We start from the raw sequence: 22,472 nt of genomic DNA on the forward strand, positions 1-22,472 counted from the left end.
GTAAAAAACTGCGGCGAAAAGGCCATTATTTTTCGCCCGGCCGCATCAGCCCGCCAGATTATCAAGGCCCGGTAAACATTTCTGGAAAGCCGCTTGTGTTAGAACCCCCAACCATCCGTTCTTCGCAGGTGCAGTACCGCATTGCTCCGCACCGCATCTACCTTTCTTCCTCTCGTGCCGCGCCCTACTCCCACAGGTCTTTCCCAACCCGTTGCTATTATTGGCGCTGGCATTGCCGGCATAGCCACGGCCGTGCGCCTGGCCGTGCAGGGGCACCGCGTCACGGTGTTTGAGGCGCAGGAGTCATTTGGGGGCAAGATGCACCAGCTAGAGCTGTCCGGTGGCTATCGTTTCGATGGGGGGCCGTCCTTGTTCACGCTGCCCTACTTGGTAGACGAGCTGTTTCAGCTGGCGGGCCGCAACCCCCACGACTACTTCCGCTACCAGCGCCTCGACCCCATTACCCAGTACTTCTTCGCCGATGGTACCCGCCTCACGGCCTGGGCCGATGAGGAGCGGTTTGCCCAGGAGGTAGAGGAAAAGTTACAGGTGCCCGCGGCCGAGGTACTGCAGTTTCTGCGCCGTAGCGGCCGGGCCTACGAGGCCACAACGGGCACGTTTCTGCAAAAGTCGCTGCACAAAATCGGCACCTACCTCAGCCCCGAGGTGCTGAAGGCGCTGGCGGCCTTGCCGCAGCTGGGCCTCACCAGCACCATGCACCAGCGCCACGCCGCCGCGTTCCAGGACCCGCGCCTCGTGCAGCTCTTCGACCGGTTTGCCACCTATAACGGCTCCGACCCTTACCAGGCTCCGGCCACGCTCAGTATGATTCCGCACCTGGAGCATGGGCTGGGCGCCTTCTACCCCGAGGGCGGCATTTATGCCATTGCCCAAAGCCTGGTGCGCTTGGCCGAGGAGTTGGGCGTAGAGTTTCGTTACCAGGAGCCGGTGCTGGAAATTCTGACGGACCAAGGGGCGGTAACCGGCGTGCGCACCCCCAAGGGTGTCTACAATGTTGGGGTGGTGGTAAGCAATATGGATGTGGTGCCCACCTACCGCCGCCTGCTGCCCCGGCAGCCCGCCCCGGAGCGCACCCTTAGCCAGCCCCGTTCGTCCTCCGCCCTGATATTCTACTGGGGCATTGCCCGGCGCTTCCCCGAGCTGAGCGTGCACAACATCTTCTTCTCCCAGGATTACAAGCGGGAGTTCGAAGCTATTTTCCGGGATAAAACCATTGCTCTGGACCCCACAGTGTACGTTAACATCACCGCCGGCCACACGCCCACCGATGCCCCAGCAGGTCACGAGAACTGGTTTGTGATGATAAATGTGCCCCACCACCAGGGGCAAAACTGGCCCGAGCTCATCGCCCAAACTCGCCAGGCCGTACTGCGCCGCGTAAGCCAGGCCCTGGGCGCCGACGTGGCCAGCCTGATCCGGGCCGAGCAAGTATGGGACCCACCGGGTATTGAGGCCCGAACGTCTTCGTTCGGGGGCGCGTTGTACGGGAGTTCCAGCAACAATACGCTAGCGGCATTTCTACGCCACCCTAATTTCTCGGGGCAGCTGGCGGGGCTGTACTTTTGCGGGGGCTCCGTACACCCCGGCGGCGGTATTCCGCTCTGCCTGCTCTCGGCCCGCATTGTTTCCGATTTAATTCAAAATTAGAGATGAGGAAGTAAAGAGAATTGCATGTTTAGTGGCCAGCCCCACGGCTAGGTTTTCCGGTCATGCGTAGCCTCTGATACTTCGTTTCTAATTCTCCTCTCCCTCATGCCCGAACCAACGCAACAACTTCCCCCGCTGGCCATAACCACTCCCGATGTGCAGACGCGGCGCTTACGCTGGGCGCAGGGTATTTTACTGCTGTTTCATGTAACAGGCTTTTTGGGCCTGGCTTTTTCCCAAGACCCTAGCTTCTACCTGCAGTTTGTACCCCTGAACTTGCTGCTTACCGTGGGGTTGCTGTTCGCGTTTCAGCCCCGCCGCACCCCGGCTTTCTGGAGCTTCTGCCTGATGGTAATGGTCGTGGGGTTTCTGGTGGAGGTGGTGGGCATCCGGACTGGGCTGCTCTTTGGGCATTACGAGTACGGCAAAACCTTGGGAATAAAATGGCTGGAAGTGCCGCTGATGATAGGCGTCAACTGGCTGATGCTCACGTACTGCACTGGTATCCTGGTACGCTACCTGCCCCTTCCGAATATTTTGCGGGCCGTGGTAGCCGCGTTGCTTATGGTTGGGCTTGATATTTGTATTGAGCCCGTAGCCGTCCGGTACGACTTCTGGCGCTGGCAGTACGATGTGATACCCCTGCTCAATTTTAAAGGCTGGCTGGCCGTCAGCTTCATCCTGCAGGTGTACTTCAACCGGGTGGAGTTTGATAAGCGTAATCCCTTGGTTGCCTTCGTATATCTGGTGCAGCTGTTATTTTTCTTTGCCCTAGGTATGTTGCTCTAAGCCCTTCCGGCGTTATGGCGGCGCTGGGTTGTGCGGATAGGAATTCACTGGTATTTTTTTATCCTTTCCCACTCCCATGGAGGAACTTGTACTCCACGAACTGCTTGACCGCGCCAATACGCTCTTCCGCCAGGTAGGGGTGGGGTTGATTCATGAAGAACAGCTGGCCGCTGCCCTCGACCTGAGCCCCGGCGGTTTTCGGGAGTTGTTTGGCTCCAAAGCCGAGTTGCTATACGCCGTAACCCAGCGGAACCTCAGCCGCCAGCGGCAGGAGCACGAGGAGCTGTTTGCCAACCTGGCCACGCCGGCCGAGTGCCTACTGGCTCTGCTGCGCCATAGCCTGCAGGAGCTGCGCCGCTCCCCCCACCACGATTACCACGTGATGCGGGAGCGGTACCCTGCTACTTGGAACCTGATTCAGGACTACCTAACCACCTACTCCCGCCCCATGTTGGCGCGGCTGTTGCAGGAGGGCATTCGGGAGGGCCAGTTCCGTGCCGAACTGGATGCGCAATCCGTTGCCCACGTGGTGCTGGCCCAGTTTAGCTTGGTCCTGAACGAGCAGTACTTTCCCCCCGACCAGGTCAGCCTCGCCGATGTGTACCGCACTATTTTCGGGCCGTATGCCCGGGGCCTGTGCACTACCGCTGGGCTGCGCTTGGTCGGCCCCCTGTTCGACCGGCTATAGACAAGGGTGAAATTGTGAAAGGTGAAGTTGTGCCGTTCCGGTTGATGGAACAGCACAACTTCACCTTTCACAATTTCACCCTTAGCTACCTAGCAGCTGATTTTGTCCACGCGGGTTTGGTGGCGGCCGCCTTCAAAAGCGGTATTCAGGAACTGGCTGGTAATGGCGCGGGCGGCCTCTTCATCCACGAACCGGGCCGGAATGCATATCACATTCGCATCGTTGTGCTGGCGGATCAGGGAGGCTACCTCCGGCTCCCAGGCCAGGCCCGCCCGGATTCCCTGGTGCTTGTTGGCCGTGATGCACACGCCGTTGGCCGAGCCGCACAGCAAAATGCCCCGCTCACACTCCCCGCGCTCCACAGCCAAGGCCAGCGGATGCACATAATCGGGGTAATCTACCGAATCGGCGGAGTGAGTGCCGAAGTCCTGCACTTCGTAGCCGTTGTCGCGCAGCCATTCCAGCAGCATTTGTTTATACGCAAAGCCCGCGTGGTCGGAGCCGATGGCAAGTTTCATGAGGAAGGATGAAGGATGAAGGATATAAGGATGAGGGATAAAGGATGAGGGATGAGGGACAAGGTGAAGTTGTCCCTTGTCCCTCATCCCTCATCCTTCATCCCTCTTACCCCGCTACGCCCTGGTTCTGGGCCAGCTGGGCGTTGAGGTTGGCTGTGCGGGAGCGGCCCACAATGCGGGCAATGTTGATGCTGAGCTCGTAGAGCAGCATGATGGGAATAGTCACGATGAGCTGGGCCGAAATATCGGGCGGGGTAATAACGGCCGCCACAATGAGGATAACCACAATGGCGTGCTTGCGGTACACGCGCATAATTTCGGGCGTAATCAGGCCGGCTTTAGCTAGGAAGAACACAATCATGGGCAGCTCAAACACGAAGGCGCAGGAAAGCGTCATGGTGGTGAGGGTGCTGATGTAGCTCTGCATATCAATCTGGTTTTCGATGGTGGGGTCCACCACGTAGCCAGCCAGAAAGTTGATGCTCATGGGAGCCGCCACGTAGTAGCCAAACAACAATCCCGTGATAAACAGCACCGACACGAAGAACACTGCCCCGCGCGAGTTAGCCCGCTCATGCGGGTACAGGCCCGGCTTGATAAAGCGCCACACCTCCCAAAACAGATAGGGGAAGCCCAGCACCAGCCCCACAATAAAGGCCGAACTCAGGTGCATCGACAGCTGCCCGCTCATTTCGCGGTTCTGAATCACGAAGCCGAGCTTGTTCACGCACAGGCCCTCGGCGTGCAGGGCCGTACCTATGCGGCACAGCGTCTGGTAGGTCCAGAAATCGGGGCGAGAAGGGCCCAGGATCAGGTCGTGAAAGAGGAAATCTTTGGCGAAGAAAGCACCCGTGGCAAATACCACCACGGCAATAACTGCCCGGATAACGTGCCAGCGCAACGCTTCCAGGTGGTCAATAAATGACATTTCCTGCTGGTCGCCCAGCGCGGGTTGAATTGGCTCCACTAAGGGTAAATTGAAAAAGGTAGGAAGTCAGGAACGAGAACAAGCCAAGCGGCAGAAAGTGTACGTACGGTACTTTCCCTCCTATTGGCTTGCTCCCGGGCTAACTTAGGCAAACAGCGGATACTGCTGCATCCACTCGTTAATCTCGCCCCGCACCCGCAGAATACGGCTGTCGTCGGCGTTGTGGGTCAGCACCTCATCAATGAAACCTACGATACGAGCCATATCGGCTTCCCGGAGGCCGCGGGTGGTAACGGCTGCCGAGCCGATGCGCATGCCGCTGGTCACGAAGGGCGACTTGTCATCGAAGGGCACCATGTTCTTGTTGATGGTGATGTCGGCCTTGATGAGGGTGTTTTCGGCGAGCTTGCCCGTCAGGCCTTTGCTGCGCAGATCAATCAGCATCAGGTGGTTGTCGGTGCCACCGGAAATGATCTGGTAGCCCCGCTCCAGGAAACCGTTGGCCAGCGCCTGGGCATTCTTGATAACTTGGTGGGTATACTCCGTATAAGCGTCGCTTAGGCACTCGCCAAACGCCACGGCCTTGGCCCCAATTACGTGCTCCAACGGGCCGCCCTGGGTGCCGGGGAATACTGCCCCGTCGAGTAGGCTGCTCATCATCCGGATTTCGCCTTTCGGAGTTTTCAGCCCGAAGGGGTTTTCGAAGTCCTTACCCAGCATGATGAGGCCGCCCCGGGGGCCGCGCAGGGTTTTGTGGGTAGTGGTGGTTACAATGTGGCAGTGCTGGAAGGGGTTGTTCAGCAAGCCCTTGGCAATGAGGCCCGAGGGGTGGGAAATATCGGCCAGCAGCAGAGCGCCTACTTCGTCGGCGGCTTCGCGCAGGGCCTGGTAGTCCCAGTCGCGGGAGTAAGCCGAGGCCCCGCAGATGATGAGTTTGGGCTGCTCGCGGCGGGCGGTTTCCTTTACTTTCTGCCAGTCGATGAGGCCGGTTTCGGGCTCCACGCCATAAAAGCTGGGCTTGTAGAGCTTGCCCGAGAAGTTAACCGGGGAGCCGTGGGTGAGGTGGCCACCGTGGGAGAGGTCGAAACCAAGAATTTTGTCGCCGGGCTGGAGCACGGCCAGCATCACGGCCGCGTTGGCCTGGGCGCCGGAGTGCGGCTGCACGTTCACCCACTCCACCCCAAACAGCTGCTTGGCCCGGTCAATGGCCAGCTGCTCAATCTGATCCACAATCTCGCAGCCGCCATAGTAGCGCTTACCGGGCAGGCCCTCGGCGTACTTGTTGGTCAGGATGGAGCCCTGGGCGCGCATTACCTGCTCCGAAACGTAATTTTCGGAAGCAATAAGCTCCAGGCCGTGGGTTTGGCGCTCTTTCTCCTTCTGAATCAGATCGAAGACGGCGGTATCGAGGGTGTGGGTGGGGGCGTGCGTTTCCATGTGACCAAAGGTAAGCCGGAATTGCGGATGAGGAAACCAAGTGCACCGGGATAAAACCTCCCATGAATACTACCCACCCGGACCAGTACAAAATTTGGGCATCGGGCCGGTAACTAGCCGCGGGCTGCGTGTGCGCTAAGTGTCATCTCCGCAGAGGGAAGCCAGGGCCGTTGGCGTAGCCGCGCGGGCCGACGTGTGCAGTAGCCTGCGGGACAGATGTGTGGTAGCTGAAATGGGGCGAGCCGGCTGGTAAAAGCACAGTTTTTCGGATGATTAAGGGACGCTACTTTGGTGGGCTGCCCGGCCTATCGGACGGAGGCAAACCGTTCATTTCCACTTTTCCACACAACCAATTCCTACCCATGAGAAACCGTACTCTTTTTGCCTGGTGCCTGCTGGTACTGAGCAACCTGCTCCCGCTGCTGGCCTGGGCCCAGAACACCAGCCTCCCGTTCACCATCAACAACAACTCCACCACCCCGGATGCCGACCTGTGGGTGGGTATTGTGGGTATTGACACCAACGGCAACCACGTGTGGGTGAACCCCACCAACAGCCAGGTGCTGCCCATGAGCAGCAGCTACAACACCGTAACCGGGCCCACCATCAACGGCAACACCGGCCCGGGCCAGAACTCGAAGTATGCCGCCTGCTTTTTCCGGCTTAGCACCATCCCGAGCCGCACGTTCCGGCTGCCCTACATTGCCGGCTGCCGGGTGTATATCTCGCGGGGGCAGCAGCTGTACCTGTATTTCTTTGGGGCCAACGGGGCGCCCAGCGGCTACGCCGGCCCCAACCTGCAGAACGCCAGTGACCCCAACCAGGGCATTGTGCACGAGAACATTGAGCTGACCAACAACCAATACGGCTTCTTCGGGAACACCACCCGCGTAGATGCCTTTAATTACCCCATGGGCCTGGAGCTGCGCGGCAACAACAACGTGTACCAGAAAACCGGGGAGCTGCTGACGGCCTCCGAAATCGTGAGCCGCTACAAGGCCAACGTGCCCACCGAGTTTCAGGGCACCGTGAATAACACCACCGGCGTCATCACCTTCCCCAGCAAAACGGCGGCCTTTGGCGACGGCACCAACGGTACGCCCACCGGCGCCTACGGCCAGTACTTCAAGAGCTACATCGACGCCATCTGGAACAAATACAAGAGCACGGACCTGATTTTCTACGCCGGCAACGCGGGCGTATTCAAGGGCCGCATTGATGCCAACGACCGGCTGACGGTGGTGGGCCAGAGCGGGGCGTTTGCGGGCCGCACGGGCATCATCAATGGCCGCCCCACCACCCAGATGGCTTTCGAGGGCAAGGGCCTGCTCGATAACCGCGTAGGCGACGGAGACTGTGACCTAGTGGTGCAGGCCCAGATTACGGCCGCCATCAACCGCCACGTAATTGATGTGACTACCGCCAGCCCCGGCCAGCAGAACTTCTACGACGCCAGCAAATACTATCAAGCGGCGCCCATGAACTATTACGCCCGCTTCTGGCACCTGCCCGGCGTGAGCTACGACAACAAAAGCTACGGCTTCGCCTACGATGACGTGAACGACCAATCGGCCACCCTGCAAACCCCGCAGCCTACGCAGGTAACAGCTACCTGGGGCGGTTTTGCGGGGCAAAGCACGGGCGGCGGCACCGGCGTGGCCACCGTATATAAGGACTGCAACTACACCGGCACAGCCGTGGCCCTGCCCGCGGGCGACTACACCCTGAGCGCCCTGCAAAGCCGGGGCATCCTCAACGATGATATTTCCTCCCTGCGGGTAAACAGCGGCTACGAGGTGGTGCTCTACGAAAACGACAACTACTCCGGGGCCTCCCTCACGGTGGGTAGCGCCGGCAACAGCTGCCTAGTAAACAACGCGTTGAGCACCGGCAACTGGAACGACAAAGCCACTTCGGTGCGGGTACGCACAGCCACCAGCAGCACCTTCAGCGTAACCCTGCAGGCCGAGGCCGCCAACGTGAACAACGGCATGACGGTGGAAACCACTACCGACGCGGGCGGTGGCCAGAACATGGGCTACGTGGATGCCGGCGACTACCTGGTGTGGAACAATATCAGCTTCCCCACCACCGGCCAGTACACTATCGAGTACCGGGTGGCTAGCGGGGGCAGCGGCGGCACCATCTCTTCGGATTTGAACGCCGGCGCCATTCAGTTCGGTAACTCCACCATTCCCGGTACCGGCGGCTGGCAAACCTGGACGACCGTCTCCAAAACCGTAACCATCAACGCCGGCACCTATAACTTCGGCATCTATGCCCAGAGTGGGGGCTGGAACATCAACTGGGTGCGCATTAGCCGCAGTGGCACGGCCGCGCGCACGGCCGGTACGGCGGCCATCATCCGCCGGCCCGCCGATGAGCAGCTTAGCCTGTCCTTGTACCCCAACCCGGTAGTTGACCAGCTGCAACTGACTTCGGAAGCCTCTCTTAAGGGTAGTAGTTACCGCATTGTTAATGAGTACGGCCACACACTAGCTTCCGGCAAGCTGGGCCACGGCACCGTGGATGTGAGCAAGCTTCCGGGCGGCATTTACTCCTTAGTGGTAGTGCGCCCCAACGGCCAAACCACGGTGCGCCGCTTCCTGAAGTAGCCCTTCCGCTCTTATAAGTTCACATGAAAAGGCTGCCCCCACCAAGGGGCAGCCTTTTTGCGGCATGGGTGCCTCGGCAGCCAGGTTACTTGTGCTTGTACCCTAATGCGGCATCTCCCGTATCTTGCCCCTATGAACACGCCCCAGCAGCTCGCCGAAGTCCTGACCAGTCTCCGCATCGGCAATCAGTCGTTTCTGATTACATTTTATGAGGAGAACCGGGACTTGTTCGCGCGCTGGGCCCGGCGGCAGCACCAATTGGAAGCCGTGCCTGCCCACGAGCTGTTGCGCACCGTGCTGGTGGAGTTTTATGACCAGGCCGCCGATGGCCGCCTGACCAAGCTGCCCCCCGATTTGCGGGCGTACGTGTACGGCATGGCCGATGAGCAAGTGCGGGCCGCCCGCACCACGGCCGTGCTACCCGTGGCCGAGGCCGGCCGCCGCCAGCAGCTGCTGGGCCTGTTCCGCCAGTTAGCCCTCGACTCCCAGAAAATGCTGATGTATTTCTACTTCCGGGGCTACAACTTCGAGAAGGTATCGGGCAAGATGGGCTTTGCCAATGCCAACGTAGCCCGCATGCAGAAATCCATTTCCTTGCGCAAACTCTATGAGTTGCGCCTGCGCACCGAAGCCGCCAATTAGCCTTCCGTGCCAGCTTCTACGTAGCTTAGCCCACTGCAACCCTAGTCCTTCTCTATACTACCGCGCTGGCCGGTTGGCCATCCGGCCCGCCTGCTCTCTGCTCACCCTGCCTCAATGACCCCTCCTGCTGCCGACCTGCGCCCCTACCTCGACGAGTTGGAACGCTTTGCCGACGGGCAGATGAGCACCGCTGAGCAGGAGGCCTTTGAAGTGCGTCTGGAGAAAGACCCAGCCCTTTACCAAGCCTATCAGGCCTACGAGCAGCTAGCCGCCGATCTGCGCTGGGTGGCCGGCCACGAAACCCTCTACCAGCGTCTGCTGGCCCTCGACCGGCGCTTAGACCAGCGGCAGGATGCTCTCACGCGTATTAAGCGGCGGCAGCGCCGCCTGCAACGCCAGTGGGGGATAGTAGTGGCCGTGGGGGTAGTGGCTATGTTGGCTGCATGGTGGTTTTTGATGCGCCCGGCTACCCCCGACCTCGAAACGGCCTGGTCGCGCTACTACGTGCCCGAGGCTGGCCTCACGGATGAGGTAGTCCAGGAGAGCCGTCGGCCGTTGCTGGCAGAGGCTATGCGCCAGTACCGCGACGGGCACTATACGCCGGCCCTCTACACCTTGCGGCGGGTGCCCACCAGCTCCCTGGGACAGGATACGCTCACGTATTACAGCGGGATTTTTCTGCTCAGCCAAAATGAGCCAGAACAAGTGCGGGCCGCCCAGCCCTTCCTGCGGCGGGTAGCCATGCAGTCGGGCTCTAAACTAGAGAAGCGGGCCCGCTACCACCTAGGCATGGCCTATTGGCGTAACCAGCAGATTACAGCCGCCCGCAACACACTCCGCGCCGTAGCCAACGACGCCCGCAACCCCTACCAGGACGCCGCCCGCCAGCTTCTGCGCTCCAACGCTCTGCCGCAAGAGTAATAACGATAAAGGATGAAGGTAGTGGGATAAGAGACTGTCGTTCAACGATGTCCTTTATTCCTCATCCTACTACCATCATCCTTCATCCCACTACCTCACCCCAATCGGGTAGTCAGGCTCAATGTTGGGTTGCAGAATCAGTTCCTCGGTATCCAAGTTGAGGGCGGCCAAGTGGCGTAGCTCCTGGTTGTGACGGTACACGCAGCCGGTGTCTAGGCCAATTGTGCCGGCTTGGGCTTTCACCCGCTTCTCCACTTCAGCGGTAGGCGTGGGCACATGGCCGTGCACCAGCCGGCGACCTTCCAAGCGGGAAGCATCAAATACAAACTCCTTGATATTGAGCATGCTGTGCCAATCTTGGCGCATTCCGGCGGGTGGTAGCTGGAAGTTAAAGCCGGCGTGTACCAGTACCCAGCCCGGCACTTCCAGCTGATACGGCAGCTCCTGTAGCCAGCGCAGGTAGGGAGTCGGAATGTCTTCGGGTCGCTCTACCCCAAAGCTGCGGAGGGTAAGTTGGCGGTCGGTGGTGGAAGCCCAGGTGAGGGTAGTATTGCCCTGGGCGGCGTCGAGCAGCTCTTGGTCGTGGTTGCCGCGCAGGCAGATAACGCGGTAGCCTTGTTGCGGCAGCTGCATTAGGTAGTCAAGTACGCCGCGACTGTCAGGACCTTTATTTACGTAGTCGCCCAGTACGTACAACTCATCCTCGGGGCGGAGCTTCAGCTTCTGTTCCACAAGGTGCTGGAACGACTGCAGGCAGCCGTGCAAATCGGTGGTTACGTAGCGGGCCATAGTGCGGAGGGGTAAACGGGTTACACAAAAAAGCACCTGCCGAAGCAGGTGCTTTCCACGAAATATGGTCGGCTTAGTTGTAGGCCGGTTTGTCCAGGTCGGGCTTTTCGGTGTTGCGGTTGGGGTGACGCTGGCCCGCGTCTTGGGCCTCGTCGGCTAAGCGGTTTTCCTCGGTTTCGTCCCGGTTGATGACGGGCAGATTGCCGGTGCCTTTCGGCTGTTCGCTTTGGGTAGGGCTACCGTGGTTTTCCTTGGACTGCTGGTTGGTGTTATTGCTTTTGTAGGGCATGACACAAAAAGTTAAAGTGCGTTTTCACAGAGAGGTAGGGGAGAGTGGGGGCGAGTTAGCCAGCCGAAGCTGGGCTTCCGTTATTGGATAATAGCCGTATCGGAAGCATCGGGGTCCGTGAGGTCGGCGTTGGTGCCTTGGCGGGCCAGGTCGGCATTGGTGCCGGTTTTGGGTTCCATCTGGCCCATGCCCACCCGGGAGTCAGGGTTTTCCATTTCGTCGCGGCCGGAGCGGGAGTCGTCCCGGTCCAGCTCGTCCACGGGGCGGCGGGCTTCCAGGTCCTGGTCATCGTCGGCGGGCAAATCCTGGTTCGGGCGGTCGGGGCGGCCTTCGTCGGAGGTGCGCATGTTGTCGGCGGGGTGCTCAATCTTGTCGGTGTCTTCGTTCACCGAAACGGCCGAAATGCCGGTGCCGCTGTCGGTGCCGTAGCCTTCCTTGCCTTCCCGGTTGCCGAAGCCCCCGCGGGCCGCTTCGTTCTTGGGTGGGTCGCCGCCGGGCGTGATGTGGCCGGCCGCCATTTCCTGTTCAGTTGTATCGTCGTTGATAACGCGCACAGGACGGTCGTTAGGGTCAATAGCCATAGTAAAAGAGGTGTTGAGGTGGGCAGAGAGTATAGGGTAAGTGTACTGTGGTTCCCGGATTTGGGTTTAGCTTTGCCCGTATCCTGCTCAATTATTCTGCGCTATTTTCATGTCTGTCAACGCATTACCTGCTATCCGCTCCGTCGCCGACCTGCTGCAGCACGTAGCAGCCGGGGAAACCGTGAAGTACCTGTTCTTCTGGGGCCACACCAGCAAAGGCAGCCTCGGCAAAGAAGTGTTCAGCCAGTGGTATCCGGCCCCGTTCACCCTCGACGGCGACACCTACGCCACCACCGAGCACTACATGATGGCCGAGAAAGCCCGGCTGTTTCAGGATGAAGCTACCCGTCAGGCTATCCTGCAGGCCCCGCACCCCGAGGCTGCCAAACGCCTGGGCCGTAAAGTGCGGGGTTTCGACGAGGCTACGTGGAATGCGCAGCGGTTCGGTATTGTGGTGCGGGGCAACCTGGCCAAATTCAGTCAGCACCCGGCGTTGCGGGAGTTTCTGTTGGGTACCGGCAGCCGGGTATTGGTAGAGGCCAGCCCCGTTGACAGCATATGGGGCATTGGCCTGGCCCAAGACCATCCGCAGGCCGCTAACCCCGTTGAGTGGTCCGGCCTCAACCTGCTGGGCTTCGCCCTGATGGAAGTGCGCAGCAACCTGTAATTTCCCGTCACTATGTGGACCGAAACCGATAACGCCCTCACCCGCACCTTCCGCTTCCAGGATTTCAAGATGGCCTTCAGCTTCATGAGCGACGTGGCCGAGGAGTCTGAGTACCAGGAGCATCACCCCTGGTGGAGCAACGAGTACAACGTGGTCAGCTTCCGCTTGCGCACCCACGACGCCGGCAACCGCGTAACCGATAAGGACCACCAACTGGCCGCCGCCATCGATAAGCTGGCCGCTGACTACGGTGGAACCGTTGAGTTGTGATTTGTAAATAGAACGTCATTCCGAGCGTAGCCGAGGAATCTCGCGTGCTGACGTAGGAGTGAGTATCTCAACATCAGCACGCGAGATTCCTCGGCTACGCTCGGAATGACGACCCGTTATGTGCTGACAACGAACAATCAGCAACTCACAACTCAACTACCTTTGCCTTTATGGCTGAACCCCAAGAAAAGACGTTGCTGTACCTGGTGCCCACGCCCATCGGCAACCTGGAGGATATAACCCTGCGGGCCATTCGGGTGCTGGGCGAGGTGGATACCGTGCTGGCCGAGGATACCCGTACCAGCGGCCGGCTGCTGCAGCACCTGAACCTGAAAAAGCCCATGCTCAGCTACCACCTCCACAACGAGCATCAGCAGGTGCAGCGCCTATTGGAGCGGCTGGAGAAGGGCGAAACCATGGCCCTGGTATCCGATGCCGGCACCCCCGGAATTTCCGACCCCGGCTTTCTGTTAGTGCGGGAGTGCTTGGCCCGGGGCCTGAAGGTAGAGTGCTTGCCGGGAGCTACGGCCTTTGTGCCAGCGTTGCTGAAATCGGGGTTTGGGGCGGAGCGGTTCACGTTTGAGGGGTTTCTGCCGGTGAAGAAGGGCCGCCAGACCCGCCTGCAGGAGTTGACCCAGGAGCACCGCACCATGATTTTCTACGAGTCGCCGCACCGCATTGTGAAAACGCTGGAGCAGCTGGCCGAGGTACTGGGCCCCGAGCGCCCCGCCTCCGTGAGTCGGGAACTGACCAAGCTGTTCGAGGAAACCGTAACTGCCCCCCTGGCTGAGCTGGCCGCCAACTTTGCCGCCCGCCCCGCCATCAAAGGCGAGATAGTGCTGGTGGTGCAAGGCCGCAAGGAGGAGCGCCCCGCCAAAGAAGACCGATATAAGAACGATGACCGTGACGAATAACGCTACCCGCGCCACTACGCCCACTGCCGCGCCGGCGGCTACCACCCCGGCGTTTTGGTTGCCCACCATGCTGGCGCTGCTGGGCGGTTTCTTGCTGTGGCTGGGTTGGCCGGTGCACCCCGCCCCGCTGGCGGCGGTGCTGTTGGTGGCTTGGGTGCCTTACCTCACGCTGGAGCATCTGCTCACCCAGCGCGGGGCCAGTGGCTGGAAGGTATGGCGCTACAGCTACCTGCTGCTGTTGCTCTGGAACGTGTTTACTACTTACTGGGTGAGCTACAGCACGTTGGGCGGCGGCATTACGGCCGTGGTGGCCAATGCCGCCCTAATGAGTTTGCCGCTCACTGCCTTCCGCCTCACCAAGAAGCACTTCGGCCCGAAGCTGAGCTACGCTTCCCTGCCCGTGTTCTGGATTGCCTTTGAGCAGCTGCACCTGCACTGGTTTCTGACCTGGCCCTGGCTCACGCTGGGCAACGGCTTCGCGCAAGCCAACCAGTGGGTGCAATGGTACGAGTACACCGGTTTTCTGGGCGGCTCCCTCTGGATGTGGGTGGTGAACCTACTGACGTTCTTCGCTATCCGGGACTACCGGGCGGCTTCCCGGCGCGGGGGTATGATATTGTCTCGGGTGCAACGGCAGCGTTTGGTACTTCTGCCGCTGTTGGCCGCTATCCTGCCCATCGGCTTGTCTTATTTCATCGGGAGCCGGGTGCAGGAACAGGGGCCAGCTGTGGAGGTGCTGGCTGTGCAACCTAACATCGACCCCTACAACGAAAAGTTTGAGGGCGGAGCCAAGTTCGTATCTTATGACGAGCAGCTGAACCGTTTGCTCACGCTTACCGAGCAAAACCTCACGCCTAACACCAAACTGGTACTCTGGCCCGAAACCTCGCTCGACGAAACCTACTTCGAGGCCACCTTCAACGGCTACCCCAAGGTGCAGCGCCTGCGCGACTGGCTAACCCGCCACCCTTGCCTGGAGCTCATCACCGGCCTCACCTCCGTGCAGCAGTACGGCCCCGATAAAGCCAAGGCCAGCCCCACCGCCCGCTTCCGGGAGGATTTAGGCTATTACGACATCTTCAACGCGGCCGTGCGCCTGCCGGGGCCGGCCCAGTTCTACCACAAAAGCCGGTTGGTACCGGGGGTGGAGGGGGTGCCGCCATGGCTGAGCATGTTCGTCATTGACCTTGGTGGTACGGCCGGCGGCCTGGGCTCCCAGGAGGAGCGCACCGTATATCAGACGGCTACACCTGCCCTCAAAGTAGCCCCCGTTATCTGCTACGAGTCGATATACGGCGACTTTGTGAACCAGTACGCGCAGAATGGGGCCACGCTTATCGGTATCATTACCAACGACGGGTGGTGGAGTGATTCGCCGGGCCACTTGCAGCATTTGCAGTACGCCACCCTGCGCGCCATCGAAACACGCCGCGACGTGGCCCGCTCCGCCAACACCGGCATTTCGGGCTTCATCAACCAGAAGGGCGAAATCACGCAGCAAACCGGCTGGTGGGTGCCCGCCGTGAGCCGCGCTACCGTCCACCTGAATACCGAGCTGACGTTTTACGTGCGGCACGGCGAATTACTAGGGCCTGCCTGCCAGGTGCTAGCGGTGCTTCTGCTGGTGCTGGTTACGGTAAGGGCCGTAATGATGCGGAAGGTCAGCGCAACCCCAAATGCGTAAGACTGATCTGCTGGCAGTGCCGCAGCCAGATCTGAAACGTCTCATGCTATACGAGGATGAACAGGGTACTTACTTGTTTGGCTACGACACGTTGGAAGATGCTGGCTGCCTGTGGGACGAGTGGTTTGAAACCGTTGCTGACGCCGAAAATGAAGTGCAGGAAAGGTATCAGGTTGCTCCCGCTACCTAGCAAACCATTGCGGACCCGTTGCCGGATTGTCAACACGACTGGATTTCGCCGGTTCGCGTAGTAGGGCGTTCCACTGGACGTCCGGAATGGGGGAAACTGGAAATTCTGACGGATGGGCAGTGGGAGCCTGTTCGTCTTTCATCATAAATAAAGCCTGCCTAGAAAGGCATGTTCTTCTTAACTCATGGATTACAATCAAATCAGCTTTCAGCTGGCGGCCGTAACGCGCCACGCGGGCCAGTTTATTCGCCAGGAGGCGGCCACCTTCAACCGCAGCCATATTGAGCTAAAAGGCGTGCACAACCTGGTGTCGTACGTGGATAAGGAAACCGAAAAACTGCTGGTAGCGGGCCTGCGCGAGGTACTGCCCGAAGCCGGTTTCATCACCGAAGAAGGTACCGAAGGCGCTGACCGGGCCGAGGAATACAACTGGATTATCGACCCCCTGGACGGCACCACCAACTTTGTGCACGGCCTGCCGGTGTACTGCGTGAGCGTGGGCCTGGTGAAGGGCAATGAATTGGTAGCCGGCGTGGTGTACGAGGTAGTGCGCGACGAATGTTTCCGGGCCGCCAAAGGAGCTGGGGCATTTTGCAACGAGCTGCCCATCCACGTTTCCGATGTACCCGACCTCAACAACAGCCTTATTGCCACCGGCTTCCCATACACCAAGTTTGAGCTGATGAACGACTACCTGCAGGTGCTGGGCTCGTTCATGCGCCGCTCCCACGGGGTGCGCCGCGTCGGTTCCGCCGCCGCCGACCTGGCCTACGTGGCCGCCGGCCGCTTCGAGGGCTTCTTCGAGTTCAACCTCAACTCCTACGATGTCGCCGCCGGTATTCTGCTGGTGCGCGAAGCCGGGGGCCGCGTAACGGAGTTCCTGCAGGATGGCGACCCTCTCTCGGGCCGGCAGGTGGTGGCCAGCAACGGCATAGTGCACCAGGAAATGCAGGATACCATCCGGGAATTCTGGCACGAAACGGAGTAGAATAAATCCAGGCACCATTACCCGTCATTCCGAGCAGCGCGAGGAATCTCGCGTGCTGATGTTGTTAAACCGTCGAACGACAACCGCTCCGTAGCCCAGGGTTTAAACCCTGGGCTAGTGAAATACCGTCAGCACGCGAGATACTTCGGTTGTGCCTCTGGATGACGTCTTGTCTGGTCAGTAAACTTTCCGGCGTGCATCGTAGTTTTGTGAGCATCATGTGGATACAGTATCTCATCATCGCCTTGTTGTTTGCCGGCGCGGCCTGGTACGTGGGCCGGATTTTCTGGCGGGCCTTGTTCTCGAAAGATCAAGTGGGCTGTGCCAAGGGGTGCGGTGGGGCCTGCTCTACCATTGACGTAGATCGTCTGCAGCGCACCATTGAGCTGGCAGCGGCCCGCGAAGGCGCCAGAAGCTAGCAGTATAATATTCTTGCCCTCGGATATAACCTGCCCCCGTACCGGCTACGTATAGCCCGGCACGGGGGCTTTTTCGTGGCCACCCGCATTTCTACTGACCGCATCCCCTCCTATTCCCTAAAACACCCCTCGCCATGCAGGATAAAGAAGAAGAACGCACCTTAGTAAATGTAGAGCGCCGACTCAATAAGGACGGCTTCACGGCTGATTTTCGCGTTACAGATGGCCGTTTGCACACCATGGATACTGGCCGGGACAAGAGCTACGGCCCTAACGAGGTAACCATCGTAGACTTTTACCGCTTCGAGGGTGAAAGCAACCCCGATGATATGTCCATCCTGTATGCGTTGCAAACCACGGATGGCGTGAAAGGTACTATCTCCTCCGCCTTTGGTACCTACGGTGACTCCGACGCGCTGGAGTTTCTGAAGCAGGTAGAAGACCTGGGCAAGAACCTTGATAAGAAGCACAAATAGGCGGAAAAGTCTGCTCAATTCTCCAAGAAGGCACTCCGAAAGAATTCGGAGCGCCTTCTTGATTTTTAGTCCGTTCGTGCATCTGCTTCAGGGCTCCATACTTGCTGGAGGGCACTCTTGCAACACCAGCTTATTAGTGCTGCACTAGCCCAAAGCGGCCACCCTGGGCATCGAGCAGCACAGTGTGCTGGGTAAAGGCCTCGTTGCCCAGCATGCCGCCCATGCCCGAAACCTGCATAAGGGCCCGCTGCCAGAAACTCACGTTATCGATGTAGGTAACGGAGTGTAGGGGCAGCGCCTGGGTGCCGATTTGTAGAGCGGCCGCCGAGGCTACGGTGTGGGCGTTGAGGATTTTGCCCCAGGAGTTCACGCCCGATACGGTGGGCGTGGCGGCTGGAGTGGCGAGCTTTTTCCACTTGGCCTGGCTGGTGAGCAGGGAAAACGCACTACTGCCTGAGTCGAACATATAGTTCTGCTGGTCGCTTTGCACGGTGGCCTGCACCAGCACCCGGCGGTTATCAAAGCTGAGCTTGGTGAATTGAGCCCGCTGGGCGAGGCTGTCGGGCAGGTGAGAATAGAGGCTGAAACGTTGGCGGGGGAAGTCGATAACCAACGCCTGGTTCACCAGCACATCGGCCCCCAGTGAGCCAATAACAAACGGAGCAGTGCTGTCGGCCGGCAGGGTGGTGGCCCCGTAGCGCAGCACTGGCGCTTTGGCTACCGATACTTGGGCGTTGCCCAACCCGAATCGTACGGCCCGGAGCGTATCGTGCTGGGGCAACAAGGCGTTTTGGGTGGCAGGGTAAGCGGCCCGCAGGGCGGCCAACGGGTTGGCGTAGAATACCGTGTACGGAGCGCCGGTATCAAACTGCAGGTAGCAGGTACGGCGGCACCCGGCTAGCTGTACCGGCACCAGCAATACCGCGTGGGGCCGGGCCGGCGTAACAGCAGAATCTCCCTGCCAGGCAAAGGGGATGGTAGCGGGCAGGCCGGCTACGGTAAGCTGATTGGCCGGCGGAGCAAAGGCCTGACGGGCGTAGAAGTAGCCGCCAATGCCGCTGGCTACCAGCAGCACAACCAGAACGAGAAGAACTTTAAACAGGGTTTTCATAGCAGAACAGAAACAGGTGATTGATGTCACCAAAAGTGCGGGTTGCCTGCTCTCAGTCCTGCGTCATTCTTCCGTCATTTGCCCGCCACTGCGTATATGTTGCTGATTAAAAATGTGTTGTGAAAATGGGGTTTACAGCCGGGTCGGGTAAATATCCAGGTTGCCCTTGCGCAACTGCATGCCATAGTAGCCTATCATCAGCACGTTGAAGCCGTAGGTTAGTACCACCATCCCGATGTACAACGCGGGAAAAATGGCCCGGTGCGAACCGGCCAGCAGCATCTGCGCCACCAGCACCAGCATGAAGGCAAAGAAGCTGCCCACCTGCCACAAAATCTGAAAGCCCAATACCCGCCGGCCCACCTCCGCTACGTGGGCCGTGCTATGGCGGCGGGCCCGCCACAGTAACCACGGCACCAGAATATTCAGCAGCGGCAGCACCAGAAAGCTCAGCGCACTCAGGTTAAGGAGCTGCAGAAAATCGGGGTCGGAGCGGAGGGCGAGCGGAGCGGCGGCCGGGGGCAGGGGTGGGGCCGGAGCGGCCGGCTCGGTTTCCAGCCGGAAGGCTTCGAGGGGGACATCGAGGGCGGCGGCCAGGGCCTGCAGGGTATAGCCGCGCGGCTCGGTTTCGCCCTGCTCCACCCGCTGAATAGTGCGCAAACTTACCCCCGACTGCTCTGCCAGCACCTCCTGCGACAAGCCCTTACTCTTGCGGATAGCTGTGATGCGCGCAGTCGAAAACATGAAATAGGAATAACGAATGGGTAGATGCCTACCAAGATAGGCGCTCCGCCGCACATCCGGTGCCAGAGTCTGCGGAAAGTAGCAACGGTTTCCGGAACGGCGTAGAGGCGCATATTCGCGTCTCGTCGTCCGCGCCGCATGCCCGATTAGCGGCGGTGTAGAGACGCAAGTATGCGTCTCTACACCGCCGCTACATCGTTCGTGAAGCTGCCCAGGCCGTCATGCAGAGCCAAGCGAAGCATCTCGCTTGGCTGACGTCTGAATACTACCGCAATATCAGCACGTGAGATGCTTCGCTCCGCTCTGCATGACGGCTTTTGGCTTACTGCTTAGCCCACTCATTCGCAATTTCACCACTTCACAAATTCACCGCTACCCCCACACTTTAGTGCCCTCGGTGCAGTTGCGGCACATGTCTATCTGGTCGCGGCCTTTGAGCAGGGCGCTGCGGAAGTTGCGGTATTTGGTGCCGTGCCAGAGCTGGCGGAAGGTTTGGGTTTGCAGGTCGCCGAGGCGGTACTCCGCGTCTTTGTCGAAGCAGCAGGGCACTACCAGTCCGTCCCAGGTAATCACGCAGCTGTGCCACATCTTCCAGCAGTGGTTGAGCAGGCGGTTTTTAATGCTCCAGGTGCCGTCCGGGTTGTTCTCGTAGCGCGAGTAGTAGTCGATGGTGGGGATGAGCGGGCTGCCATTGTGGTAGTCGTAAATCTGGGCGGTTTTAAACCACACGTCGTCCACGCCCAGCTCCTGGGCCAGCTGCTTGGCTTCCTCAATCTGGTGCTCGTTGGGGCGCACCACCAAAAACTGAAATACTACCCGGGGCGTCTGGCTTTTCAGCTCCCGCCGCCACTTAATCAGGTTTTTAGTCCCTTCCAGCACCTTGTCCAGCTTGCCCCCCACGCGGTACTGCTGGTACACATCCTGAGTGGTGCCGTCCAGGGAAATAATCAGCCGGTCAAGGCCCGACTCCACGGTGCGACGGGCATTGTTATCGTTGAGGTAGTGGGCATTGGTGCTGGTGGCGGTGTAAATGCCCTTGCGAGAGGCGTACTGCACCAAATCCAGGAAGTTGGGGTGCAGGTACGGCTCGCCCTGAAAGTAGAAAATCAGGTACCAGAGCCGGGAGGCTACCTCATCAATGGTCTTTTTGAACAGCGCATCGGGCAACATGCCGGTGGGCCGCGTAAAGGAGCGGAGGCCGCTGGGGCACTCCGGGCAGCGCAGGTTGCAGCTGGTAGTAGGCTCGAAGCTCAAGGCCACGGGCAGGCCCCAGTGGCGCGCTTTGCCCGTGAGCTTACTCAGGGCGTAGCCACCCACCACCTGCGCCCCGTTCCAGAGGCGGCCGGGAGTAGCTTTTGACAAGAAGTTGAGCGCGTCGGTGAGGAGGGAGGCCATGCAGGAGGTAAAGGTAAGCGGCTGTGCCTGTCATTCCGAGCGGATTGAGGAACCGGGGCTACTGGTTGATACCGTGAGGCATAACCTGCGTTGCCGGCTTTGCTTGAACACGAGCCGGCCCTACAACAAACAACAAGGCCTTTCGCCGCTTGACGAAAGGCCTTGTTTGAAAATAAAGTGCGAAACAGCCTACCGCCCCGCTGGCAGCGTGCTGCTGTAAGTATTGGCCTTGCCAAATGACTCCTTGATTTCATCCACGGCGGCGCGGCTGCTCAGGCGCTTCGGCTTGGTGTTGAGGAAGGTACCATCCTCGGCCAGCAGAAAGTAGCTGGGCACGTCCTGCACGGCGTAGGCGCGGGCCACGGCGGAGCGCATGCCACCGGGCGTGCGCACATGCATGCCCGGTAGTTTCTTGCTGATTACCAACTGCTTCCAGGCCCCTTCGTTTTCATCCAGGGCAATGTTCAGAAACACAATGTTCTTGCCTTCAAACTTTTTGGCCAGTTCCGCCTCGTAAGGCAAGTCGCGCAGGGCCAGGCCGCTGGTGGTGCGCCAGAAGTTCAGGTACACCAGCTTGCCGGCAAACTGCTGCAGCGTCACCGTGTCGCCGGTGGTAGAAACCAGCCGGAAATTAGGAGCCGGTGAGCCGATGGCAAATGCTTTGTGCGTTTCGAAATCCTGCTTAAGTACTGGGTAGTACTGGTTTTTGCCATCTACGGAGCGGAAATCCTCTAGCATGGCCGCCGACTGCTTCACGTGCCCAAACCGGAACGACTCCTTTAGCACTCGGCCCATTACAATAGGCTTGGCAGGGCCGCTCAACTGGTTTTTGGCCATGTCGTAGCACACCTGGTAGAAATCGGGGTCGGAACGCTGCTTGCCGCTGGTGACGGCCAAGTGGTGGATGTAGTTGAGCAAAAACTCCTGGTACATCTCGCTCTGTACTGCCGTGGAGCTGTTAATCAGCGCTTTGTCGTCGAGGAAACTGTAGTAGGTGGGCGACATTTTCAACCGGCCTTCGGTGGCCACCACCTGCTCCCGCAAATCCTGGAAAGTTAACCGGTCGTTGGCGTAGCTGTAGTCAATTTCGGCCTTCACGTACTCCCTGAAAGCGGGCGTCAATCCTTCGGCCCCATCCTCCAGAAACTTGTTTTCCTCTTTGCGGCGGTAATCCAGGAAGGAGAGGAAGGGCTGCTCGTAGAGCATAATGTTGTCAGGCAGCACCTGAAATCCATCATTCTCCACAAACTTTTCATCCATTTCGGCCAGAAAGGTGTTGGCTTCGGCACCTTTACCCTTGTAGCGCACCGAGGTAGCCAGGTCGGAGCCTTTGAAGCGCACTTCCATCTGATTGCCGGGCTCCAGAAACATATCGGCCACATCGTCGCCGTACACCAGGTCGGCGCGGGTGGGGCCGTTTACCGTGAGGGCCAGGCGGAACTCGCCCTTGCTGTCGAGGCGGGCGTAGGTTATCTGCTCCTTTATATCCAGCGGATTCTCGCGTATCGATACTGCCACCGTATCGGCGGTACGCCCGCTCACCTTGCCGGTGAGGATGACGGTGCCCTGCGCACGCCCCAGCAGCGGAGCGGCCAGCAATCCGGCCCAAACCAGGGCAGCAGTGAGAGTAAATCTTAGGGCCATTGGGTGGTTGTGGTTGCGGGGTGAGCAATCGGGCCTGGCGTACCTGAATGGGCGCTTTTCAGCTGACCGATATCAGGTAATTCGCGGTAAAAGCCAATTCCCTTT

24 protein-coding genes are annotated in these 22,472 nt (G+C 59.5%); 14 read left to right on the forward strand and 10 right to left on the reverse strand.

The features are described from left to right. Nucleotides 1–174: 174 nt before the first annotated feature. The 3 genes from crtD (at nt 175) to ABIB60_RS15725 (ending at nt 3,145) form a co-directional block, all read left to right on the forward strand. Nucleotides 175–1,668 carry a 1-hydroxycarotenoid 3,4-desaturase CrtD gene (gene crtD, locus ABIB60_RS15715; RefSeq protein ID WP_354581201.1) on the forward strand — a complete coding sequence of 498 codons (1,494 nt, stop codon included), beginning with the start codon at nt 175–177 and terminating at the stop codon, nt 1,666–1,668. A gap of 105 nt (nt 1,669–1,773) precedes the next feature. Next, the gene (locus tag ABIB60_RS15720) at nt 1,774–2,457 is read left to right on the forward strand and encodes a carotenoid biosynthesis protein (protein ID WP_354581202.1); all 684 of its coding nucleotides are present in this window, start codon (nt 1,774–1,776) and stop codon (nt 2,455–2,457) included. Between the two features lie 76 nt (nt 2,458–2,533). Beyond that, nucleotides 2,534–3,145 (forward strand): TetR/AcrR family transcriptional regulator, encoded by a 612-nt coding sequence (locus tag ABIB60_RS15725; RefSeq protein ID WP_354581203.1) that lies wholly within the window; start codon nt 2,534–2,536, stop codon nt 3,143–3,145. An 89-nt stretch (nt 3,146–3,234) separates the two neighbouring features. Here the strand turns inward: ABIB60_RS15725 and rpiB are convergent, their stop codons facing one another. The 3 genes from rpiB to glyA all read right to left on the reverse strand — a co-directional run bounded on the left by rpiB (nt 3,235) and on the right by glyA (nt 6,028). After that, a complete protein-coding gene (gene rpiB, locus ABIB60_RS15730; protein WP_354581204.1) occupies nt 3,235–3,663 on the reverse strand; it encodes a ribose 5-phosphate isomerase B in 429 nt (142 codons plus the stop codon). Nucleotides 3,664–3,769: 106 nt separating this feature from the next. Continuing rightward, a complete protein-coding gene (gene tatC, locus ABIB60_RS15735) occupies nt 3,770–4,630 on the reverse strand; it encodes a twin-arginine translocase subunit TatC (RefSeq protein ID WP_354581205.1) in 861 nt (286 codons plus the stop codon). Between the two features lie 105 nt (nt 4,631–4,735). Then, nucleotides 4,736–6,028, reverse strand: a complete 1,293-nt coding sequence (gene glyA / locus ABIB60_RS15740) for a serine hydroxymethyltransferase (RefSeq protein WP_354581206.1) — start codon at nt 6,026–6,028, stop codon at nt 4,736–4,738. A gap of 362 nt (nt 6,029–6,390) precedes the next feature. Here glyA and ABIB60_RS15745 point away from each other — a divergent pair, with 362 nt between their 5' ends. From ABIB60_RS15745 to ABIB60_RS15755, 3 genes are all read left to right on the forward strand, one after another. Then, nucleotides 6,391–8,643, forward strand: coding sequence for a beta-1,3-glucanase family protein (locus ABIB60_RS15745; RefSeq protein WP_354581207.1), 2,253 nt, complete (start codon nt 6,391–6,393; stop codon nt 8,641–8,643). Between the two features lie 132 nt (nt 8,644–8,775). Then, the gene (locus ABIB60_RS15750) at nt 8,776–9,285 is read left to right on the forward strand and encodes a hypothetical protein (protein WP_354581208.1); all 510 of its coding nucleotides are present in this window, start codon (nt 8,776–8,778) and stop codon (nt 9,283–9,285) included. Between the two features lie 114 nt (nt 9,286–9,399). Beyond that, nucleotides 9,400–10,206 carry a hypothetical protein gene (locus ABIB60_RS15755; RefSeq protein WP_354581210.1) on the forward strand — a complete coding sequence of 269 codons (807 nt, stop codon included), beginning with the start codon at nt 9,400–9,402 and terminating at the stop codon, nt 10,204–10,206. Between the two features lie 90 nt (nt 10,207–10,296). On the opposite strand, the gene ABIB60_RS15760 is transcribed toward ABIB60_RS15755, so the two are convergent. The 3 genes from ABIB60_RS15760 to ABIB60_RS15770 form a co-directional block, all read right to left on the reverse strand. Then, nucleotides 10,297–10,995 carry a metallophosphoesterase family protein gene (locus tag ABIB60_RS15760; RefSeq protein WP_354581212.1) on the reverse strand — a complete coding sequence of 233 codons (699 nt, stop codon included), beginning with the start codon at nt 10,993–10,995 and terminating at the stop codon, nt 10,297–10,299. Nucleotides 10,996–11,068: 73 nt separating this feature from the next. Further along, nucleotides 11,069–11,284 carry a hypothetical protein gene (locus tag ABIB60_RS15765; RefSeq protein ID WP_354581213.1) on the reverse strand — a complete coding sequence of 72 codons (216 nt, stop codon included), beginning with the start codon at nt 11,282–11,284 and terminating at the stop codon, nt 11,069–11,071. An 80-nt stretch (nt 11,285–11,364) separates the two neighbouring features. Continuing rightward, entirely contained in the window at nt 11,365–11,865 is a 501-nt protein-coding gene (locus ABIB60_RS15770) for a hypothetical protein (RefSeq protein ID WP_354581214.1), read from the reverse strand. 109 nt (nt 11,866–11,974) lie between these two features. Between ABIB60_RS15770 and ybiA the strand changes: the two genes are divergently transcribed. From ybiA to ABIB60_RS15810, 8 genes are all read left to right on the forward strand, one after another. Next, nucleotides 11,975–12,532 (forward strand): riboflavin biosynthesis intermediates N-glycosidase, encoded by a 558-nt coding sequence (gene ybiA / locus ABIB60_RS15775; RefSeq protein ID WP_354581216.1) that lies wholly within the window; start codon nt 11,975–11,977, stop codon nt 12,530–12,532. Nucleotides 12,533–12,544: 12 nt separating this feature from the next. Further along, complete coding sequence (locus ABIB60_RS15780) at nt 12,545–12,802, forward strand: 4a-hydroxytetrahydrobiopterin dehydratase (protein ID WP_354581217.1); 258 nt, start codon at nt 12,545–12,547, stop codon at nt 12,800–12,802. A 170-nt stretch (nt 12,803–12,972) separates the two neighbouring features. Beyond that, nucleotides 12,973–13,716 (forward strand): 16S rRNA (cytidine(1402)-2'-O)-methyltransferase, encoded by a 744-nt coding sequence (rsmI, locus tag ABIB60_RS15785; protein WP_354581218.1) that lies wholly within the window; start codon nt 12,973–12,975, stop codon nt 13,714–13,716. Further along, nucleotides 13,700–15,400 (forward strand): apolipoprotein N-acyltransferase, encoded by a 1,701-nt coding sequence (lnt, locus tag ABIB60_RS15790; protein WP_354581219.1) that lies wholly within the window; start codon nt 13,700–13,702, stop codon nt 15,398–15,400. The genes rsmI and lnt overlap by 17 nt, the downstream gene beginning before the upstream one ends. Then, complete coding sequence (locus ABIB60_RS15795) at nt 15,393–15,590, forward strand: hypothetical protein (protein ID WP_354581220.1); 198 nt, start codon at nt 15,393–15,395, stop codon at nt 15,588–15,590. The genes lnt and ABIB60_RS15795 overlap by 8 nt, the downstream gene beginning before the upstream one ends. Nucleotides 15,591–15,774: 184 nt before the next feature. Beyond that, nucleotides 15,775–16,578, forward strand: a complete 804-nt coding sequence (locus tag ABIB60_RS15800; protein WP_354581222.1) for an inositol monophosphatase family protein — start codon at nt 15,775–15,777, stop codon at nt 16,576–16,578. Nucleotides 16,579–16,772: 194 nt separating this feature from the next. After that, the gene (locus tag ABIB60_RS15805; RefSeq protein WP_354581223.1) at nt 16,773–16,997 is read left to right on the forward strand and encodes a hypothetical protein; all 225 of its coding nucleotides are present in this window, start codon (nt 16,773–16,775) and stop codon (nt 16,995–16,997) included. A 134-nt stretch (nt 16,998–17,131) separates the two neighbouring features. Continuing rightward, on the forward strand, nt 17,132–17,473 hold the full coding sequence (locus tag ABIB60_RS15810) for a hypothetical protein (protein WP_315997466.1): 342 nt from the start codon (nt 17,132–17,134) through the stop codon (nt 17,471–17,473). A gap of 133 nt (nt 17,474–17,606) precedes the next feature. Here ABIB60_RS15810 and ABIB60_RS15815 read toward each other — a convergent pair whose 3' ends face one another. The 4 genes from ABIB60_RS15815 to ABIB60_RS15830 form a co-directional block, all read right to left on the reverse strand. After that, on the reverse strand, nt 17,607–18,584 hold the full coding sequence (locus ABIB60_RS15815) for a hypothetical protein (protein WP_354581224.1): 978 nt from the start codon (nt 18,582–18,584) through the stop codon (nt 17,607–17,609). A 132-nt stretch (nt 18,585–18,716) separates the two neighbouring features. Further along, nucleotides 18,717–19,328: a helix-turn-helix domain-containing protein gene (locus ABIB60_RS15820; protein ID WP_354581225.1), complete on the reverse strand. Its 612-nt coding sequence runs from the start codon at nt 19,326–19,328 to the stop codon at nt 18,717–18,719. A gap of 372 nt (nt 19,329–19,700) precedes the next feature. Then, nucleotides 19,701–20,723 (reverse strand): SPASM domain-containing protein, encoded by a 1,023-nt coding sequence (locus ABIB60_RS15825; protein WP_354581226.1) that lies wholly within the window; start codon nt 20,721–20,723, stop codon nt 19,701–19,703. Between the two features lie 189 nt (nt 20,724–20,912). Then, on the reverse strand, nt 20,913–22,367 hold the full coding sequence (locus ABIB60_RS15830) for a TlpA family protein disulfide reductase (protein ID WP_354581227.1): 1,455 nt from the start codon (nt 22,365–22,367) through the stop codon (nt 20,913–20,915). Between the last annotated feature and the right edge of the window lie 105 nt (nt 22,368–22,472).

This window comes from Hymenobacter sp. UYP22 (genome assembly GCF_040547285.1).
Classification (GTDB): domain Bacteria; phylum Bacteroidota; class Bacteroidia; order Cytophagales; family Hymenobacteraceae; genus Hymenobacter.

Bases quoted from the DNA above. Each gene is read 5' to 3' on its own strand.
- ABIB60_RS15765 (WP_354581213.1), bottom strand. From the start codon at position 11,284: ATGCCCTACAAAAGCAATAACACCAACCAGCAGTCCAAGGAAAACCAC.
- ABIB60_RS15750 (WP_354581208.1), top strand. From the start codon at position 8,776: ATGAACACGCCCCAGCAGCTCGCCGAAGTCCTGACCAGTCTCCGCATC.
- ABIB60_RS15720 (WP_354581202.1), top strand. From the start codon at position 1,774: ATGCCCGAACCAACGCAACAACTTCCCCCGCTGGCCATAACCACTCCC.
- ABIB60_RS15820 (WP_354581225.1), bottom strand. From the start codon at position 19,328: ATGTTTTCGACTGCGCGCATCACAGCTATCCGCAAGAGTAAGGGCTTG.
- ABIB60_RS15745 (WP_354581207.1), top strand. From the start codon at position 6,391: ATGAGAAACCGTACTCTTTTTGCCTGGTGCCTGCTGGTACTGAGCAAC.
- ybiA (WP_354581216.1), top strand. From the start codon at position 11,975: ATGTCTGTCAACGCATTACCTGCTATCCGCTCCGTCGCCGACCTGCTG.
- rsmI (WP_354581218.1), top strand. From the start codon at position 12,973: ATGGCTGAACCCCAAGAAAAGACGTTGCTGTACCTGGTGCCCACGCCC.
- lnt (WP_354581219.1), top strand. From the start codon at position 13,700: ATGACCGTGACGAATAACGCTACCCGCGCCACTACGCCCACTGCCGCG.
- ABIB60_RS15770 (WP_354581214.1), bottom strand. From the start codon at position 11,865: ATGGCTATTGACCCTAACGACCGTCCTGTGCGCGTTATCAACGACGAT.
- ABIB60_RS15825 (WP_354581226.1), bottom strand. From the start codon at position 20,723: ATGGCCTCCCTCCTCACCGACGCGCTCAACTTCTTGTCAAAAGCTACT.
- ABIB60_RS15760 (WP_354581212.1), bottom strand. From the start codon at position 10,995: ATGGCCCGCTACGTAACCACCGATTTGCACGGCTGCCTGCAGTCGTTC.
- ABIB60_RS15780 (WP_354581217.1), top strand. From the start codon at position 12,545: ATGTGGACCGAAACCGATAACGCCCTCACCCGCACCTTCCGCTTCCAG.
- glyA (WP_354581206.1), bottom strand. From the start codon at position 6,028: ATGGAAACGCACGCCCCCACCCACACCCTCGATACCGCCGTCTTCGAT.
- ABIB60_RS15795 (WP_354581220.1), top strand. From the start codon at position 15,393: ATGCGTAAGACTGATCTGCTGGCAGTGCCGCAGCCAGATCTGAAACGT.
- rpiB (WP_354581204.1), bottom strand. From the start codon at position 3,663: ATGAAACTTGCCATCGGCTCCGACCACGCGGGCTTTGCGTATAAACAA.
- ABIB60_RS15810 (WP_315997466.1), top strand. From the start codon at position 17,132: ATGCAGGATAAAGAAGAAGAACGCACCTTAGTAAATGTAGAGCGCCGA.
- ABIB60_RS15800 (WP_354581222.1), top strand. From the start codon at position 15,775: ATGGATTACAATCAAATCAGCTTTCAGCTGGCGGCCGTAACGCGCCAC.
- ABIB60_RS15725 (WP_354581203.1), top strand. From the start codon at position 2,534: ATGGAGGAACTTGTACTCCACGAACTGCTTGACCGCGCCAATACGCTC.
- ABIB60_RS15815 (WP_354581224.1), bottom strand. From the start codon at position 18,584: ATGAAAACCCTGTTTAAAGTTCTTCTCGTTCTGGTTGTGCTGCTGGTA.
- ABIB60_RS15755 (WP_354581210.1), top strand. From the start codon at position 9,400: ATGACCCCTCCTGCTGCCGACCTGCGCCCCTACCTCGACGAGTTGGAA.
- ABIB60_RS15830 (WP_354581227.1), bottom strand. From the start codon at position 22,367: ATGGCCCTAAGATTTACTCTCACTGCTGCCCTGGTTTGGGCCGGATTG.